Below are 15,409 nucleotides of genomic sequence, written 5' to 3' on the forward strand. Positions count from 1 at the left end.
CTTACAATTTTGACATAATATTTGGTAAAATAATTCACGGCAGTAGAAATTTCATGTATAATAAACAGAGTTACGAAGATGATAGTAAGGAGGAGTTGTTTTGTCAGGAAACAAACAACACCCAAGTAAAGATAAAAAAGAAGCCAGTAAGGCAGCTACAGCAGATATAATCGACAAGCGGAGAAATCTGCGTAAAAAAGAAGATAAGATTGTGAGGAAGATCATTTTAGTGATCGCTCTTACATTATTGATTATTGGCGGATTTCTTGGATTTACCGTGTATCGCTATGTAGATAGCGGGTTGAAGCCTTTAGATAAATCAGATGACCAATTAGTCCAAGTGGAGATCCCAAGTGGCTCTTCTAACAAGCAGATTGGTGAGATTTTGGAGAAGGACAATATTATTAAAAGCGGGATTGTTTTCAATTACTATACAAAATTTAAAAATTTAACTGGCTTTCAAGCTGGCTATTATCAGTTAGCGCCTAATATGACTCTTGACGAGATTGGCAAACAGCTGCAAGAAGGCGGCACTTCTGAGCCAACAAAAGTTGCAGATGGGAAAATTGCCATTCCAGAAGGTTACGATATCGATCAGATTGCTGAACGGGTAGCGAAGGTAACTGGTAAAGACAAGAAAGAATTTTTAGATTTAGTGAATGATGAGACTTTCTTTAACGAGTTGCACCAAAAATTCCCAGAACTGTTGGAAAGTGCATCTAAAGCTGAGAACACAAAATACCGTTTGGAAGGTTACTTATTCCCAGCCACATATGATTATTACACGAGTACTTCGCTTAAGGATCTAGTGATTGAAATGGTGAACAAGACGAATACGGTCATGCAAAACTATTATTCAGCTATCAAGCAGAAAAATTTGACTGTACAAGAAGTTTTAACTCTAGCTTCTCTAGTTGAAAAAGAAGGCGTAAAAGAAAATGATCGTAAAAACATTGCACAAGTCTTCTTTAACCGAATCAAGGCAAATATGCCACTTCAGTCAGATATCTCTGTTTTATACGCATTAGGTGAACACAAAGAATTAGTGACGTATGAAGATACAGCTGTAGATTCACCATATAATTTGTATACCAATACCGGCTATGGACCTGGACCTTTTGACAATCCAAGCGAAGAGGCAATCAAGGCAGTATTAGAACCAGCGGAAAATGACTATTATTATTTCGTAGCAGATACGAGCACTGGAAATGTTTATTTCGCTAAAACATATGAAGAACATATGGAATTAGTGGAAAAATATGTAAATAATTCTTAGAAAAACAGGCTCTAGACATTGATCATTTTTAGAAAAACATTTACATTTGAAGAAAAGCGTGGTAATCTTTTTTGGACTATATTCCTCAAAAGATTACCTTTTGCGGTATTTTATCGAAAAAAGGAGACGTTACACATGGTAGAGAAAGTTTATCCAATGACTCTAGAAGGTAAAGAAAAATTAGAAAAAGAATTAGAAGAACTAAAAACAGTCAAACGCGGAGAAATCATTGAACGAATCAAAATTGCCCGCGGTTTCGGAGATCTTTCCGAAAACTCCGAATATGAATCAGCGAAAGATGAACAAGCATTTGTTGAAGGAAGAATCACAACAATTGAAAATATGATTCGTTTTGCTCAAATCATCGATAACGACGGTGTAGATGCAGATGAGGTATCAATTGGTAAAACAGTTACATTCATCGAATTACCAGATGGAGAAGAAGAAGAGTACACGATTGTCGGAAGCGCTGAAGCAGATCCGTTTTCTGGCAAAATTTCCAATGATTCTCCTATTGCGCAAGCATTGATTGGCAAACGTAAAAATGATGAAGTAACTATTGCTACTCCAGGTGGCGATATGTTAGTTAAAATCGTCAAAGTAGAACAAGCGTAGTCTGACTGAAAGATCTAGAGAGTTCATCTTACTGATGATACACTCTAGATCTTTTTCTCTTTGTATATTTCAGATTTCAACAAACGATCTTACATCTAAAGTCCTATAGCCAACAGTTAAAAAAATAGGTATGATGAAATGAGAATGTGTCAGGAGGGAGAAAGAGCGATGAATAGTTCTTGGCGTTTTTTTGTGGTAGTTGAAGCACTACTGCTGTTATTTGCTGTTTGGCAAATCGTAAACAATACTGGACTTTTACTTTTAGTGATATTCGGTATTTTTAATATATATCTAGCTATGCGCAAACATCCTCGTACTAAATTTCAAAATTTTCAATTGATATTAGGAAGTTTGGTCATTTTTTTTAGCTTAGTCAACAGTCCTGCTTTATGGATGATGGCTGTATTTGCCGTTTTATTTATTGGACTAAAAGGTGTAGAGATTTCAGGGATAGATTTAACCAAAAATGCTTTTTGGCGAAAGAAACAGATCATGATGGTCCAAACAGAGCAATTAAAAACACATAATAATGAGCGGAAAAGACAGCAATTATTCGGTAACCAACGTATTGGAAACGACGTCTATGAATGGGACGATATCAACATCGCCGTCATTTCTGGTGATACTATCATAGATTTGGGCAATACGCTTTTGCCAAAAGATGATAATATTGTGATTGTAAGAAAAGGGATAGGCAGAACACGGATCTTAGTACCTTTGGGCGTAGCCATCCGATTAGAGCATGCGACATTAGTAGGAAATGTCTTGTTTGAAGAAGAGCAATTTTCTTTGAAAAATGAACAAATCAAAATCTACAGCAGTGATTATGATGAAAACCCTCGTAGATTGAAGATTATTACCAATACCTTGATTGGAGATGTCGAGGTGATACGAATATGATGGGGAAAATATCCAGAGCGATGCTAGCTGTTTATTCGGGGATTGCGGCTTTCCTTATTATTCTATTTTCACTTTTCACTTATTTTTATGCCAGTAATCAAAGTCATTGGTGGGGAGAATTACTGCGTGCACGTTTATTATATGTTCCGCTTATCTTCCATTTGTTAGCCATTTCCTTAGGTGTAGGATTAATCGTCTTTCTATTATTATCACTTATTCAAAAGACAAAATACGGAAAAATTGAAGAAAAGCTGCGTGCACTCTCTTCTGGCAATTATGAATCCAAATTGTTGCTTCTTCCGATCCCAAGTGCATCGGACGATTTATACATCAAAGATATTGATATGGAAATCACTAAAATAAAAGAAAAAATGATTGAAGTATCTAGTGAATTACAAATTGTAACTAGCCGACCCCAATATGTAGATGGACAAACCAAAGAAGAAATTTTAGAATTAGAAAGACATCGATTAGCCCGTGAACTGCATGATTCAGTTTCACAACAATTGTTTGCAGCAATGATGATGATGTCGGCATTGACGGAGCAAGCAGAAAAAAGCGAGACACCAGAAATGTTCCGCAAGCAGTTGAAAATGGTAGCAGAGATCATCAACGCTTCCCAGTCTGAGATGCGTGCGCTGCTTCTTCATCTGCGTCCAGTCAATTTAGAAGAGAAAAGTTTAAAGCAAGGTATCGAGCAGTTATTGAAGGAATTGCAAAATAAAATCCAGATTTCGCTGAAATGGGATGTAGAAGATGTAAAACTATCTAGTTCCATTGAGGATCACTTGTTCCGAATCGTTCAAGAATTGTTATCAAATACATTAAGACATGCCAAAGCCAATGAATTAGAGGTATATTTGCATAAAATAGACAATAATCTTTTATTACGTATTATTGACGACGGAACAGGGTTTAATATGAATGAAACGAAAACGGGAAGTTATGGATTGAACAATATCAAAGAACGAGTAGCTGGTATTGGTGGAACAGTAAAAATCATTAGTTTTAAAGGGCAAGGTACAAGTGTAGAAATCAAGGTCCCTTTGATGAAGGAGGCATAGATAAGGATGATAAAAGTTTTATTAGTAGATGACCATGAAATGGTGCGCTTAGGCGTCTCTTCTTATTTATCTATCCAAGAAGACATTGAAGTAATTGGAGAAGCTGAAAATGGACGACAAGGCTATGAGAAGGCGATGACACTTCGACCGGACGTCATTTTAATGGACTTAGTCATGGAAGAAATGGATGGTATCGAATCAACAAAAGCAATCTTAAAAGATTGGCCAGAAGCTAAAATCATTATCGTAACCAGTTTTATTGATGACGAAAAAGTTTATCCTGCCATTGAAGCAGGCGCAGCAGGGTATTTGTTGAAGACTTCTACCGCACATGAAATTGCTGATGCTATAAGGGCAACGCAACGCGGCGAGCGAGTACTAGAACCAGAAGTGACAACAAAAATGATGGAAAAAATGAGTCGGCGAAATGAGCCTGTATTACATGAAGAACTAACGAATCGGGAAAATGAAATTTTAATGCTGATTTCTGAAGGGAAAAGTAATCAGGAAATAGCGGACGAATTGTTTATTACACTGAAAACAGTAAAAACACATGTTTCCAATATATTGGCTAAGCTAGAAGTGGAAGACCGTACACAAGCCGCTATCTATGCATTCAAACATGGTTTGGTGAAATAATGATTTTTTGAGGGAAAGATTTAGCTAATCTACCCTCTTTTTTTACATAAAATAAAGGATTCATCCTGTTTTTAATCTCTTTTTCTGTTCACCAACTGTTCATTTTTCTTTTTTTATAGTTTAATAGTAATAGGAGAAAACTTTATCCGAAAAGCGAAAGAACGAGGGAGAAAATTATGAAGAAAAAGTGGATAGGACTATTCTTAAGCCTGTTGTTATTGACAGGATCAATTGCGCCAAATGCTTATGCTGTTACTCAAAGCAGCACTTCTGATGAGATAAAAACGGAACATACAACAGAGACTTCCACACAACCAATGAGTGAGTCGACAACCCATGAAAGTACAGACGACTCCTTGCCACAGGACTCAGCCAAGGAAGAAGATTCTGGAGAATATTCAGAAAATAATGAAATAACAGAAAAAATAGAAATCAATAAAAGCAATTTTCCTGATGATCATTTTCGAAATTGGTTGTTGGAAATGATTGATACAGATAAAGATGGTTACTTATCAAATGAATTATTGGAAGTAACACAGTTAAACTTGGAAGGGTTACAGATACAGACACTAGAGGGAGTCAATTTCTTTAAACATTTAACGAAGATCGAAGTACAAAACAATGAGCTGAAAGAGTTAGATGTACACGAGTTAAAGAAATTAGCGTATTTAGATGTTTCATCTAACCAACTTTCAAAAATTGATCTTTCCCAAAATAGCGAATTAACGTATTTTAAGGGAGAAAATCAAACGGTTACAAGTATTGCAAATAAAATGGATAATAAATGGGAAATAAATGATGACACGCTGAAACCAGAGAAAGAACAAACGATTTTAGAAACAGAAAAATGGCAGTATGATGGAAGTCACTTTTATTCAAGCGAACAGACTCCATTAAGCTATATTTATGAAGTAGATTTTTCAGACGACGCAGTATTAGAAGAGGCAGCAGAAAAAACATTGACAGTAAAAGTGATGATCGAATATATGGAACCAGAACAAAAAGAGGCTGATTCTATCGTACCTGATTCATCATCTATAGTATTGAAGAAAGGAGAAACAAAACAACTTGCGTACACGAATGTCCCCGATGGAAGTATTATATCGGATCCGTTATGGGAATCTTCTAACCCATCAGTAGTAGAAGTAGATGAGAACGGTAAAGTAACAGCAAAAGAAGCTGGGGAAGCCAAGGTAGAGTTGAAGAACGCTGAAAAAGTCCTCGGTGAATTCACGATCATTGTAAAAGCTGAAAAAAATGAATCTCAGACAAAAGAAACAGCACAAACTTCTGACGAAACCACAGATCGTTCACCAATTTATAGACGAAGTACGTTAGCTGCGACGCCTACGATCACCTATCAAACACATGTACAAGATATTGGTTGGCAAACACCAACTGCTAATGGAGAAGTTGCTGGAACAACTGGACAGAAAAAAAGGATAGAAGCTATCAGAATTCAAGTGAACAACAGTTCATTAAATGGTGACATTGAATATAGCAGTCATATTCAAGAACAAGGATGGCAATCATATGTTAGAAATGGTGGTAACTCTGGTACAACGGGTAATTCACTTCGTATGGAAGCCATACGTATTCGTTTAACAGGTCAGTTAAGTCAATATTATGATATTTACTATAGAGTACATTCAGCAGAGTTTGGATGGCTAGGGTGGGCAAAGAACGGAAAAGATGCAGGAACTTCAGGTTTTAGTTATCGCATGGAAGCCATACAAATTCAGTTAGTAGAAAAGGGGAAGAAAGGGCCTTTGGAAAGCACAGCTTACTACCAAAGAAATTCTTTAATTCCTCCAAATATCAATTATCAAACATACATCCAAAATATAGGGTGGCAGAATCCACAATCAAATGGGTTAACAGCTGGAACTGTAGGAGAAAAACTTAGGTTAGAAGCTATTCGTATGAATGTAACCGATTCTGAATTTTCTGGTACAGTTAAATACAGTAGCCACATTCAAGACGTTGGTTGGCAAAAAGAGCAAGAAAATAATGATATCTCTGGTACTAATGGTCAAAACAAAAGAATTGAAGCAGTAAAAATACGGTTAACAGATGATTTAAATAAATTTTTTGATGTATATTACAGAGTACACTCAGCGGAATTCGGATGGTTAGGCTGGACAAAGAATGGAAGTGAAGCTGGTAGCTCTGGTTTTTCATTTCAAATGGAAGCAATCCAAGTTCAGTTAGTAGTAAAGGGGCAGAATGGACCAACTACCTCTATTCCTTATTATGAAAAAAATAAACTAACGGTACCAACCATAAACTACCAAGCACATTTACGAAATATTGGCTGGCAATCTGTTCAAAGTAATGGAAACAATGCGGGGCTGACAGGGCAAAGCGCTAGGATAGAAGCTTTAAGAATCAATGTAGCAAACACGCCACTTCCTGGTGCAGTGGAGTATACAAGTCATGTACAAAATATAGGTTGGCAAAATTATAGTAGAAATAACGAGATTTCGGGAACAACTGGAAGAGCTCTTCATACAGAGGCAGTTCGAATACGTTTGACTGGACAATTAAATCGTTTCTATGACATTTATTACCGAGTCCATTCAGCACGTCTTGGCTGGTTAGATTGGGCAAAAAATGATCAATATGCTGGAACATCTAGATTGAATTTACCAATGGAAGCAATCCAGGTCATAATTGTCAAAAAAGGTGCAGCAGCCCCTGGACCAACGACGAATCCTTACCAGACTTCTATTAACCATCTATTTGTGATGGGACATGGAGTCAATGATCCTGGTGCTTCTTATAATGGTGTCAATGAGCGTGATTTTACTAGAGGAGAATTGATGCCTCATTTACAAAGATGGGCTGCTCGCTTAACGAGGAATCGGATCACTTTTTATAATACAGCTGCAGATATGTATCAGGATTCTCAACGTATGCAAGGTGCATATACGATTAGCAGTTCATTTTCTTCTGTATCAGAATTTCATTTAGACAGTGGCGTCATTGGGGTTAGCACTGGCGGTCATGTAATCGCTCATCGTAATGGGAACTCATTGACTGCACAAAATTATGCAATCGCCAATGTCATACGAAATTATGTAGGTCTTTGGGGATCGGTACAAAACACAGGAGGGATCAATCTGCGAGCTGACTTACTAAACATGAATGTATTACAATCAAGAGGGATACCTTACCGTTTAGCTGAGTTAGGCTTCATAACGAATACAAATGATGTAGCAAATATCCGAAATAATATCGATATGATCGCCAAAGGAATTGTAGAGAGTGTGACTGGCGAAAATTTATAGTGAAACAAACTATACAAGAAAGATAGTGGGGAAAGTTTGGGACTGTGACAAAAGTCGTGTCGCAGTCCCTTTTTCCGAATAAACAGTATTCAAGAGACTGCTATCGGTAATAAGGCGCGATTTTGTCGTCGCTCAATGTTGAACGTCTCTTTTACAACCTCTTTTTCCGCAAAAGAATGCTTGCTTTTGTTTTTGTAAAGGCTTTGTTATACTGAGAAAAGAAGATACTAAAGGAGGAAAACGGTGAAACAAAATTTTGCAATTGTAGGTCTTGGACGATTTGGCGGAAGTATCTGCCGAACACTGATCGAAGCTGGTCAAGAAGTACTGGCTATTGATAGTAATGAAGACCGGGTCAATGAATATATGAATATAGCCACTCATGCTGTTGTGGCAAATGCACAGGATGAAATGACACTTCGATCATTAGGCATAAGAAATTTCGATCATGTAATTGTCGCTATTGGGGAAGATATTCAAGCCAGTATCTTAGTTACTCTGATGGTAAAGGAAATGGGCGTACCAAATATTTTAGCAAAAGCCCAAAATGAGTATCATGCCAGAGTACTTGAAAAGATCGGAGCTGATCGCGTCGTCCATCCTGAGCGAGACATGGGAATACGGATTGCGCATAATTTAGTGTCAAAGAATATTTTAGATTACCTAGAGTTGTCAGATAAATATTCTTTAGCAGAAATCCGAGTATCCAATCCTAAATTTTTCAATAAAACATTATCTGAATTAAATTTCAGACAACGTTTTGACTTAACAGTAGTTGCAATTCGCAGAGTAGATCAAACGGTGATCGCTTCACCTGCAGCAGATGAATATGTTCGTGAAAACGATAATCTGCTAGTGATTGGTGAGACAGGCGATGTGGATATTTTAGACGATAAGATGAATCAATAGAAAGCAGGTTGTTAGGATGGAATTAACAGTAACGCCAAAAGCACAAAAATGGTTTGAATCAGAAATCGATCTGCCAGAAACTTACGGAATACGTTTTTTTGGAAAAGTCTACGGCAAAACAGAAGTTCATGATGGTTTTTCGATTGGGATGTCAGTGGAACAGCCTGAACATCCTGTCAAGAAAGTGGAAATAGATGGAACACTGTTTTTTATTGAGGATGCAGATGAATGGTTCTTCAAAGGGTATGATTTACTTGTTGATTATGATCCAAAACTAGAAGAACCAACCTATCACTTTAAAAAACAATAGAAACAAGAGGGTGTGACAACTTGTCACACCCTCTTGTTTAAAGTAGGCTGATTCAGCTATCAATATCCTGCAGACAATTTGACTTGATTGGTTTGAAGGTCATGAGTAGCAAGGTAGCTTTTTAGATTAGTTAAAAAAATAGACATTAATTTCTTTTGAAAATCAGGTGTCAAACCTGCAATATGGGACGTGATCAGTACATTGTCCATTTTCCAAAGAGGGTGATCTTGTGGGAGAGGCTCCTCTTCAAAAACGTCTAATGCCGCAAAGGAAAGTTGTTGCTTGTTTAATGCTTGTATCAAATCTTGCGTTTTAACAGAAGCGCCACGACCGACATTGATAAATACAGCTTTTGAATCAAAGTGTTCAAATAGGTGTTGATCAAAGAGTCCAGTTGTTTCCTCCGTTAGAGGTAAGATATTGACGACGAAATCTACTTCTGGAAGGACTTCCTGAAGTTGCTTTAAAGAAAAAGTTTTTTCCATTCCTTCTGCTGGATGACCGGATGTATTGATTCCATAGCAGATCATATCCAATGCTTTGACTTTCTTTGCAATCATTTTTCCAATATGGCCAGTTCCAATGATTAATATTTTTTTCCCTTGGATAGGTTGGTAATGGATTGAGGAACCTAACCATTTCATTTCACTCTGTGCCCTTTGTGCTTGGAAAAGACCGCGAGAATAACCTAGAATGATTCCTAATACGTGCTCGGTGATCGATTCACTGTGGATACCACTTCCATTTGAAAGTAAGATATGTTTTTTTGAAAATGCTTCAAGGGGGAGTTGATCAACTCCTGCTGAGATAGACTGTACCCATTTCAAGTTAGGAGAGGCTAATAGTTTTTCTTGATAGTTTGAGTTCCAACCCAAACTGATCTCTACATTTGGTAGCTCCTCTGGTTGTAATTCTGTCTTGAAGACATAACCAGGCGCTATAGTATGGATTTCTTCGATAAATTCGTCACGAAATGGACGATCTGCGTAAATGATTCTTTCTGACATAGTTAATTACCCGCCTTTCTTTACTTTAAGTGTAGCGCATATAAGAAGAACTTTGAAGTGCCATGCTTTTTAGAAATTAATATTGTATAAATAAAAAAGAGTTGTGACAAAAGATGTGTCACAACCTCTGATTCACGATGTTCCAGAAGTAGCTTCTTCGGAAATAAGCCGAAATTTTTTGAAGCTAAGCACTTCTATCACAATCTCTAAAAGAGTTTATTGAAGTTGAAATAATAAGTTGTCTGTATTTCTAACTGATCGATATTTTTGACCATCCTTTGACAGCTTGAGCAAAAATAAAGATACCTGCAAAAGCAATAAATGCACTAGTGTCAAAAGAAGGGAGAAAGATCATCAAGAATGTTGCAATGATAGTCGGCAACGAGATTGAATAGATCAATGTCTTCAAGCAATCAAGGAAAGTAGCTTTTGTTAGTCGAAAGCGTGCATAGAGAAAAGCAGCGATATTGGCAAATAGTAAAGTGATCAGCAGATTCAAGAAACTAGGATAAATCGAAAATAGAAAGGTCAGGGCTTTTACCCACATCGGTATAGATGCTTCACTTAAGAAGGATCGGAGCTGCTTACCTGTTAAATTTTTTAAAGATTCATTGGTGTAGGGAAGTTCTAACTGATTATTGTTCAATAAAGCAGAGGTAGTGCCTGTATTGGGAAGAGCAATGACAAGTTTGTCTTTTAACATCCCGACACTAACGAGATTTCCCATCAAATCAGTAGAAATGTCTTGTTCTGTACGTTTTCCCTCTGGATCAAATGTAAAGATAATGGAGTTTGTTTGGTAAATGAAACCTTCTTTTTCTTTTGTTTGAAGCTGTCCGCTTTGGATTGTAAAATCAGGAATGCGGGTAGCAATCTTTTGTCCGTCCAATTGAATGTTATTTAAGACTTGAAAAACTTGAAAAGAGATTGGCAGAGCCATAATTACACTCAAAACCAGAAGATAGACAATAGCTTTCCAAAATGGAACGTTTCTCGCCTCCTTAAGGTCTTTGAATCGTATAAAGGAACTGATAATTAATTGTTTTGTTGTCATAAGTACTCCTCATCTAGTAGTGTCATCACTTGCAATTCTAGCGAAGTATCAAGTGAAATACAAGTGCTTTAAGGAAACATCTGAATGATTGGTGAAATATCAAAAAAATGTTATTCTTGATTTAAGATTATACAATACAAATAAAATGGAGGAACGAATCGTGCATACACAGCCACAGAGATCATCAAAAAAGCTATTTGGGGTAGTGGTGCTGAATGCGGTGATCACTTTATCAGAATTTATTGGAGGGATTGCGTCGGGAAGTTTGTCTCTTGTTTCAGATGCTTTTCATAACCTTAGTGATACATTAGCAATCATTTTTTCTTATGGAGCACAAAAAATGGCACAAAAAGAAGCAAATGAAAAGCATACGTATGGCTACCAGCGTTTAGAAATATTGAGTGCGTTCATCAACTCATTCATACTGATCATATTATCCTTGTTTTTAGCTGCTGAAGCATTCAAACGGTTCAATTCCCCTGAAAAGATAAATAGTCATTTGATGCTGATAGTAGCAGTTATCGGATTGCTCGCGAATTTGTTTTCGACGTTATTGTTGAGACAAGAAGCAGACGAAAGTTTGAATATAAAATCTAGTTATCTGCATTTGTTAAGCGACACACTGTCTTCGATAAGTGTGATTATCGGAGCAGTTTTGATTCGATTTTTCGGTATCTATTGGATTGATCCAGTTATTACATTGGTCATTTCGATATATATATTGTTAGAAGCGATAATAGTGATTAAAAAAGCTGCGGCTATTTTGATACAAAGTGCACCTACAATCGACTATGAAAAAATGGAGCAAGAAATCAAAGCAATCGAAGGGGTAAAAGATGTTCATCATGTCCATATTTGGCAGTATAGCGAAAAGATTATTATTTTCGACGGACATATTGATTTTGAAGATCAGCTGCTAAGCGAGATTGAAAAGGCATATCCGCGTATAACTTCTTTATTAAAATTAAAGTATGGGATTACACATGTAACGATCCAAGCAGAGACACATGTAAAAGACCAAAAAAAATTAATTTTTTTAAATAAAGATGAAAGTTACTGAAAAATAGAGTATGATAAATAAGAATTTCTAATAAGGTAGGTTGGCTCATGAAGCAGTATCAACAAATAAAAGGATATTTAGAAGCAAAGGGATATTGGGAGATACTGGTTTATCTCTTTTTTGGTGGTTTGGCTACGATTGTGAACTTTGTTAGTTTTGCCCTCGCACGCCAATATTTTGATTTAAGTATGGCTCTGTCCAATTCTATTTCATGGTTTTGTTCTGTATTGTTTGCTTTTGTGACGAACAAACTTTGGGTATTCCATTCAAAATCACCGAATTTTACACATGCACTTATTGAATGTGGTAAGTTCTTCTTTTACCGCATCCTTTCTTACGGGTTGGACATGGGAGCAATGGTGTTATTAATCAATGTCATGAACAGCAATGAATATGTGGCAAAAATTATCACTCAAATTATTGTTATCCTAGCTAATTACATTTTCAGCAAGTTGTTCATTTTCAAAGAAACTGAGGTTTTTGAAGAAGAAGTAGGCCAAGGAGAAAAAGACGACTAGGCATAACTATTGAAGAATTTCCTTCTCTTTGTTACTCTTTGTAATGTAGACATTATAAAGAAAACATTGAGGAGGAATTTTTTTATGACTTACACATTACCAGATTTACCTTATGCATATGACGCATTGGAACCTTACATTGATGAAGAAACGATGCACCTGCATCATGACAAGCATCACAATACTTACGTAACGAATTTAAATGCAGCAATCGAAAAATATCCAGAATTAGGCGAAAAAACAGTAGAAGAATTATTATCTGATATGGATGCTGTTCCAACAGATATCAAAACAGCTGTACGCAACAATGGTGGTGGACATGCTAACCACTCATTTTTCTGGGAAATCATGGCACCGAATGCGGGTGGCGAACCTACTGGGGCAATAAAAGAAGCAATTAATGAAGCTTTTGGTGATTTTTCTTCTTTTAAAGAAGAATTCAAAAAAGCAGCAGCTGGACGTTTTGGTTCTGGTTGGGCTTGGCTTGTACTGGAAAATGGGAAATTAGCTATTACCTCTACTGCAAATCAAGATTCTCCATTGATGGAAGGTAAGACACCAATTCTAGGTTTAGATGTTTGGGAACATGCTTACTATTTGAAATATAAAAATGTACGTCCAGACTACATTGCAGCATTCTGGAATGTTATTAATTGGGACGAAGTAAACAAACGTTTCGAAGCAGCAAAATAACTATTTTCTCCATCATATCAGTCTTAAAAATAATTTGGAAAATAAACGAGCGAAAGCTTGCGAGCGTTTTCTAAATTGGGTATAATGTTCTTGCAAGGTTACTTGCAAGAACTTTTTTGGAGGCTATACATTTATGGAACACGGAACAGTTAAATGGTTCAACAATGAAAAAGGATTTGGGTTTATTACAGTAGATGGCGGAGATGACGTATTTGTTCATTTCTCAGCAATTCAAGGAGACGGCTTCAAGAGCCTAGAAGAAGGCCAAGAAGTAGAATTTACGATTGTTGAAGGTGCGCGCGGTCCTCAAGCTGCTGAAGTGACTAAATTATAATAATTTGTTGGATAAAGACACGACTTCTTAGGGAGTCGTGTCTTTTTGTCTATTCAAGAAGTTTTTTGATTTCTTGACTAAGTAAATAGATTTGTTCACTAGACATTTCATAACTAATTGTCAAGCAAGGTACATCTTCTTCATAAGTAACGGTTTTTAAAGAAGTATCAGTTGTTCGGATGATCAATTCCGGCTTGAATAAAAGGTCATTAGTAAACACAACATTTAAATACATACTCAGCTGTTCTTGAAGAATTTCCATATATGCTAACTCCAAACCAATCGGAAGGTCACTCTCAAATTTGATTTTGATTTCTTTATTAAAGTAAGTAGGAGAAATGATCAACATGAACGCTTCTGCTAAATTCCAAGAATGCAACCAATCCAGTTCCTCAGATTCGTTTTTTAATTGTTCCGTTAATCGATTGATTTCTCGGTGGAATGCCGGATAACTCATCTCGATAAAAGAGGTAATTTCATGTTTGACGATCGAAAATTGAGGAAATAGCAATCCATGCATCCCATTTGCGAGCAGTGTACTGTTCAACAGCGACTTTTTTGAATGGATTTGGGCAGACTTGAATCGATTGGAGTAAATATAAGAATAAAAACTAGTCTGCAGTTGTTTTACAGGGGTCGCAATTTTTGTATGGATACGTAAAGCAGTTTGCAGATAGTCCTCTTTCAAATAAAAAGCAGCCCGAGATTGCATCCAAAGAAACAAGAACATGCTATCTGTCAGATTGAAACGCATACGTTTATAATTCGTTGTTAAGTCTTCAGCCATTTTTTCAAAGCCATTCCAAAGGTCAAGTGAAAAATCAGGCAATTCTTTTGTGGGGATAACGTGTCCCTGTTGAGAACGAAGATAAGTAACAGCTAGTATAAAGGACCATTCGATCATTTTTATCTTATTTGGTTTTTGATGAACGATAGCAAAAGAATCTTCCACTTCTGAAAATAATTGATGGAACTCTATTGAAGCAAAAGGCCATTCAACACTGCGATAGGATGGCCATAGTATCAAATAAATCAAATAACGAATTTGCATCTCACTTCCTTTGAAATACATCTCGCCTTTTTTTGTTTTGATCTGCAGTTGATATTTTTTTAGTATCTGATTGATGCGAGTAATGTGCCGCCGAAGGATGGATTCACTGATGTTATTATCCTCAGAGAATTCCGCAATCGTTACTTTCGAGTCAAGGCATAAATTTTTCAATAGATGAAAAATAGGCGAGCGCTTCAAAATGGACAGAATCAATTCTTGAAAATCCGAATTGGTACCTAAAAATAAATAATTACGCCCTTCCTTTCTTAACTGATCGCTAATGGAGAGGGTGCGTACTTGTTCACAATAATTTTGTACAGAACGTTTGTCACAAGCAGTGAATTCAGCTAATTGTTCGATAGACCAAATTTTATTGGAATGATAGATGGTATCAAGAATAGTAATCTGTAAACGTGTGGTCTTTTCCAATAATGAATAAAAATCCATGAATTTTAGTTCCTCCAATCAATAATTAGTACTTAAGTTATCTTGATATTAAAAAACAATGTTATTTTTATCAAAAAATGTATGCAGAAAAAACAATTTATAATAAAAAAAGTTTGTTATATGAAAAGCTATACCTTTAGTTTGATAAACAAAAGATTAATTTTCGTGTTATTTTATTTATTTGTGAATAAATTTACTTCAAAAAATATAAAAATATTTTTTATTCTTTTATGCTTAATTGA

The 15,409-nt window shown here is 36.2% G+C and carries 15 protein-coding genes; 12 read left to right on the plus strand and 3 right to left on the minus strand.

The features are described from left to right. The first annotated feature begins 100 nt into the window (after window positions 1–100). The 8 genes from mltG to ESP02_RS11140 all read left to right on the plus strand — a co-directional run bounded on the left by mltG (window position 101) and on the right by ESP02_RS11140 (window position 9,003). The gene (mltG, locus tag ESP02_RS11105; protein ID WP_002289159.1) at window positions 101–1,276 is read left to right on the plus strand and encodes an endolytic transglycosylase MltG; all 1,176 of its coding nucleotides are present in this window, start codon (window positions 101–103) and stop codon (window positions 1,274–1,276) included. A gap of 135 nt (window positions 1,277–1,411) precedes the next feature. After that, the gene (gene greA / locus ESP02_RS11110; protein WP_002289156.1) at window positions 1,412–1,891 is read left to right on the plus strand and encodes a transcription elongation factor GreA; all 480 of its coding nucleotides are present in this window, start codon (window positions 1,412–1,414) and stop codon (window positions 1,889–1,891) included. Window positions 1,892–2,059: 168 nt separating this feature from the next. Continuing rightward, window positions 2,060–2,791: a cell wall-active antibiotics response protein LiaF gene (gene liaF / locus ESP02_RS11115; protein ID WP_002327152.1), complete on the plus strand. Its 732-nt coding sequence runs from the start codon at window positions 2,060–2,062 to the stop codon at window positions 2,789–2,791. Further along, window positions 2,788–3,855, plus strand: a complete 1,068-nt coding sequence (gene liaS, locus ESP02_RS11120; protein ID WP_010733409.1) for a two-component system sensor histidine kinase LiaS — start codon at window positions 2,788–2,790, stop codon at window positions 3,853–3,855. Before liaF ends, liaS begins: the two co-directional genes overlap by 4 nt. 6 nt (window positions 3,856–3,861) lie before the next feature. Beyond that, entirely contained in the window at window positions 3,862–4,494 is a 633-nt protein-coding gene (locus ESP02_RS11125) for a response regulator transcription factor (RefSeq protein ID WP_002289153.1), read from the plus strand. Window positions 4,495–4,670: 176 nt separating this feature from the next. Further along, window positions 4,671–7,784 carry an N-acetylmuramoyl-L-alanine amidase gene (locus tag ESP02_RS11130; protein ID WP_038398776.1) on the plus strand — a complete coding sequence of 1,038 codons (3,114 nt, stop codon included), beginning with the start codon at window positions 4,671–4,673 and terminating at the stop codon, window positions 7,782–7,784. A 243-nt stretch (window positions 7,785–8,027) separates the two neighbouring features. Beyond that, complete coding sequence (locus tag ESP02_RS11135) at window positions 8,028–8,693, plus strand: TrkA family potassium uptake protein (RefSeq protein WP_002292869.1); 666 nt, start codon at window positions 8,028–8,030, stop codon at window positions 8,691–8,693. Window positions 8,694–8,709: 16 nt separating this feature from the next. After that, complete coding sequence (locus tag ESP02_RS11140; RefSeq protein WP_002292868.1) at window positions 8,710–9,003, plus strand: HesB/YadR/YfhF family protein; 294 nt, start codon at window positions 8,710–8,712, stop codon at window positions 9,001–9,003. Between the two features lie 59 nt (window positions 9,004–9,062). Here ESP02_RS11140 and ESP02_RS11145 read toward each other — a convergent pair whose 3' ends face one another. Both ESP02_RS11145 and ESP02_RS11150 read right to left on the minus strand, forming a co-directional pair. Next, the gene (locus ESP02_RS11145; RefSeq protein WP_038398778.1) at window positions 9,063–10,010 is read right to left on the minus strand and encodes a phosphoglycerate dehydrogenase; all 948 of its coding nucleotides are present in this window, start codon (window positions 10,008–10,010) and stop codon (window positions 9,063–9,065) included. A gap of 250 nt (window positions 10,011–10,260) precedes the next feature. Continuing rightward, a complete protein-coding gene (locus ESP02_RS11150) occupies window positions 10,261–11,064 on the minus strand; it encodes a DUF1189 domain-containing protein (RefSeq protein ID WP_038398780.1) in 804 nt (267 codons plus the stop codon). 145 nt (window positions 11,065–11,209) lie between these two features. On the opposite strand from ESP02_RS11150, the gene ESP02_RS11155 reads away from it, so the two are divergent. The 4 genes from ESP02_RS11155 to ESP02_RS11170 all read left to right on the plus strand — a co-directional run bounded on the left by ESP02_RS11155 (window position 11,210) and on the right by ESP02_RS11170 (window position 13,669). Beyond that, window positions 11,210–12,124 (plus strand): cation diffusion facilitator family transporter, encoded by a 915-nt coding sequence (locus ESP02_RS11155; RefSeq protein WP_038399215.1) that lies wholly within the window; start codon window positions 11,210–11,212, stop codon window positions 12,122–12,124. A 47-nt stretch (window positions 12,125–12,171) separates the two neighbouring features. Further along, window positions 12,172–12,642, plus strand: coding sequence for a GtrA family protein (locus tag ESP02_RS11160; RefSeq protein ID WP_038398782.1), 471 nt, complete (start codon window positions 12,172–12,174; stop codon window positions 12,640–12,642). An 84-nt stretch (window positions 12,643–12,726) separates the two neighbouring features. Next, on the plus strand, window positions 12,727–13,335 hold the full coding sequence (locus ESP02_RS11165) for a superoxide dismutase (RefSeq protein ID WP_010733414.1): 609 nt from the start codon (window positions 12,727–12,729) through the stop codon (window positions 13,333–13,335). Between the two features lie 133 nt (window positions 13,336–13,468). Beyond that, the gene (locus tag ESP02_RS11170) at window positions 13,469–13,669 is read left to right on the plus strand and encodes a cold-shock protein (RefSeq protein WP_002292860.1); all 201 of its coding nucleotides are present in this window, start codon (window positions 13,469–13,471) and stop codon (window positions 13,667–13,669) included. A 49-nt stretch (window positions 13,670–13,718) separates the two neighbouring features. Here ESP02_RS11170 and ESP02_RS11175 read toward each other — a convergent pair whose 3' ends face one another. Further along, a complete protein-coding gene (locus tag ESP02_RS11175; RefSeq protein WP_038398785.1) occupies window positions 13,719–15,167 on the minus strand; it encodes a helix-turn-helix domain-containing protein in 1,449 nt (482 codons plus the stop codon). Window positions 15,168–15,409 lie beyond the last annotated feature (242 nt).

Origin of the sequence: Enterococcus sp. NBRC 3427 (assembly GCF_007996925.1) — a bacterium.
GTDB classification, from domain to species: Bacteria; Bacillota; Bacilli; order Lactobacillales; family Enterococcaceae; genus Enterococcus_B; species Enterococcus_B lactis.

Bases quoted from the DNA above. Each gene is read 5' to 3' on its own strand.
- ESP02_RS11170 (WP_002292860.1), top strand. From the start codon at position 13,469: ATGGAACACGGAACAGTTAAATGGTTCAACAATGAAAAAGGATTTGGG.
- ESP02_RS11145 (WP_038398778.1), bottom strand. From the start codon at position 10,010: ATGTCAGAAAGAATCATTTACGCAGATCGTCCATTTCGTGACGAATTT.
- ESP02_RS11165 (WP_010733414.1), top strand. From the start codon at position 12,727: ATGACTTACACATTACCAGATTTACCTTATGCATATGACGCATTGGAA.
- liaS (WP_010733409.1), top strand. From the start codon at position 2,788: ATGATGGGGAAAATATCCAGAGCGATGCTAGCTGTTTATTCGGGGATT.
- greA (WP_002289156.1), top strand. From the start codon at position 1,412: ATGGTAGAGAAAGTTTATCCAATGACTCTAGAAGGTAAAGAAAAATTA.
- ESP02_RS11140 (WP_002292868.1), top strand. From the start codon at position 8,710: ATGGAATTAACAGTAACGCCAAAAGCACAAAAATGGTTTGAATCAGAA.
- ESP02_RS11125 (WP_002289153.1), top strand. From the start codon at position 3,862: ATGATAAAAGTTTTATTAGTAGATGACCATGAAATGGTGCGCTTAGGC.
- ESP02_RS11155 (WP_038399215.1), top strand. From the start codon at position 11,210: ATGGAGGAACGAATCGTGCATACACAGCCACAGAGATCATCAAAAAAG.
- ESP02_RS11160 (WP_038398782.1), top strand. From the start codon at position 12,172: ATGAAGCAGTATCAACAAATAAAAGGATATTTAGAAGCAAAGGGATAT.
- ESP02_RS11175 (WP_038398785.1), bottom strand. From the start codon at position 15,167: ATGGATTTTTATTCATTATTGGAAAAGACCACACGTTTACAGATTACT.
- liaF (WP_002327152.1), top strand. From the start codon at position 2,060: ATGAATAGTTCTTGGCGTTTTTTTGTGGTAGTTGAAGCACTACTGCTG.
- ESP02_RS11150 (WP_038398780.1), bottom strand. From the start codon at position 11,064: ATGACAACAAAACAATTAATTATCAGTTCCTTTATACGATTCAAAGAC.
- ESP02_RS11130 (WP_038398776.1), top strand. From the start codon at position 4,671: ATGAAGAAAAAGTGGATAGGACTATTCTTAAGCCTGTTGTTATTGACA.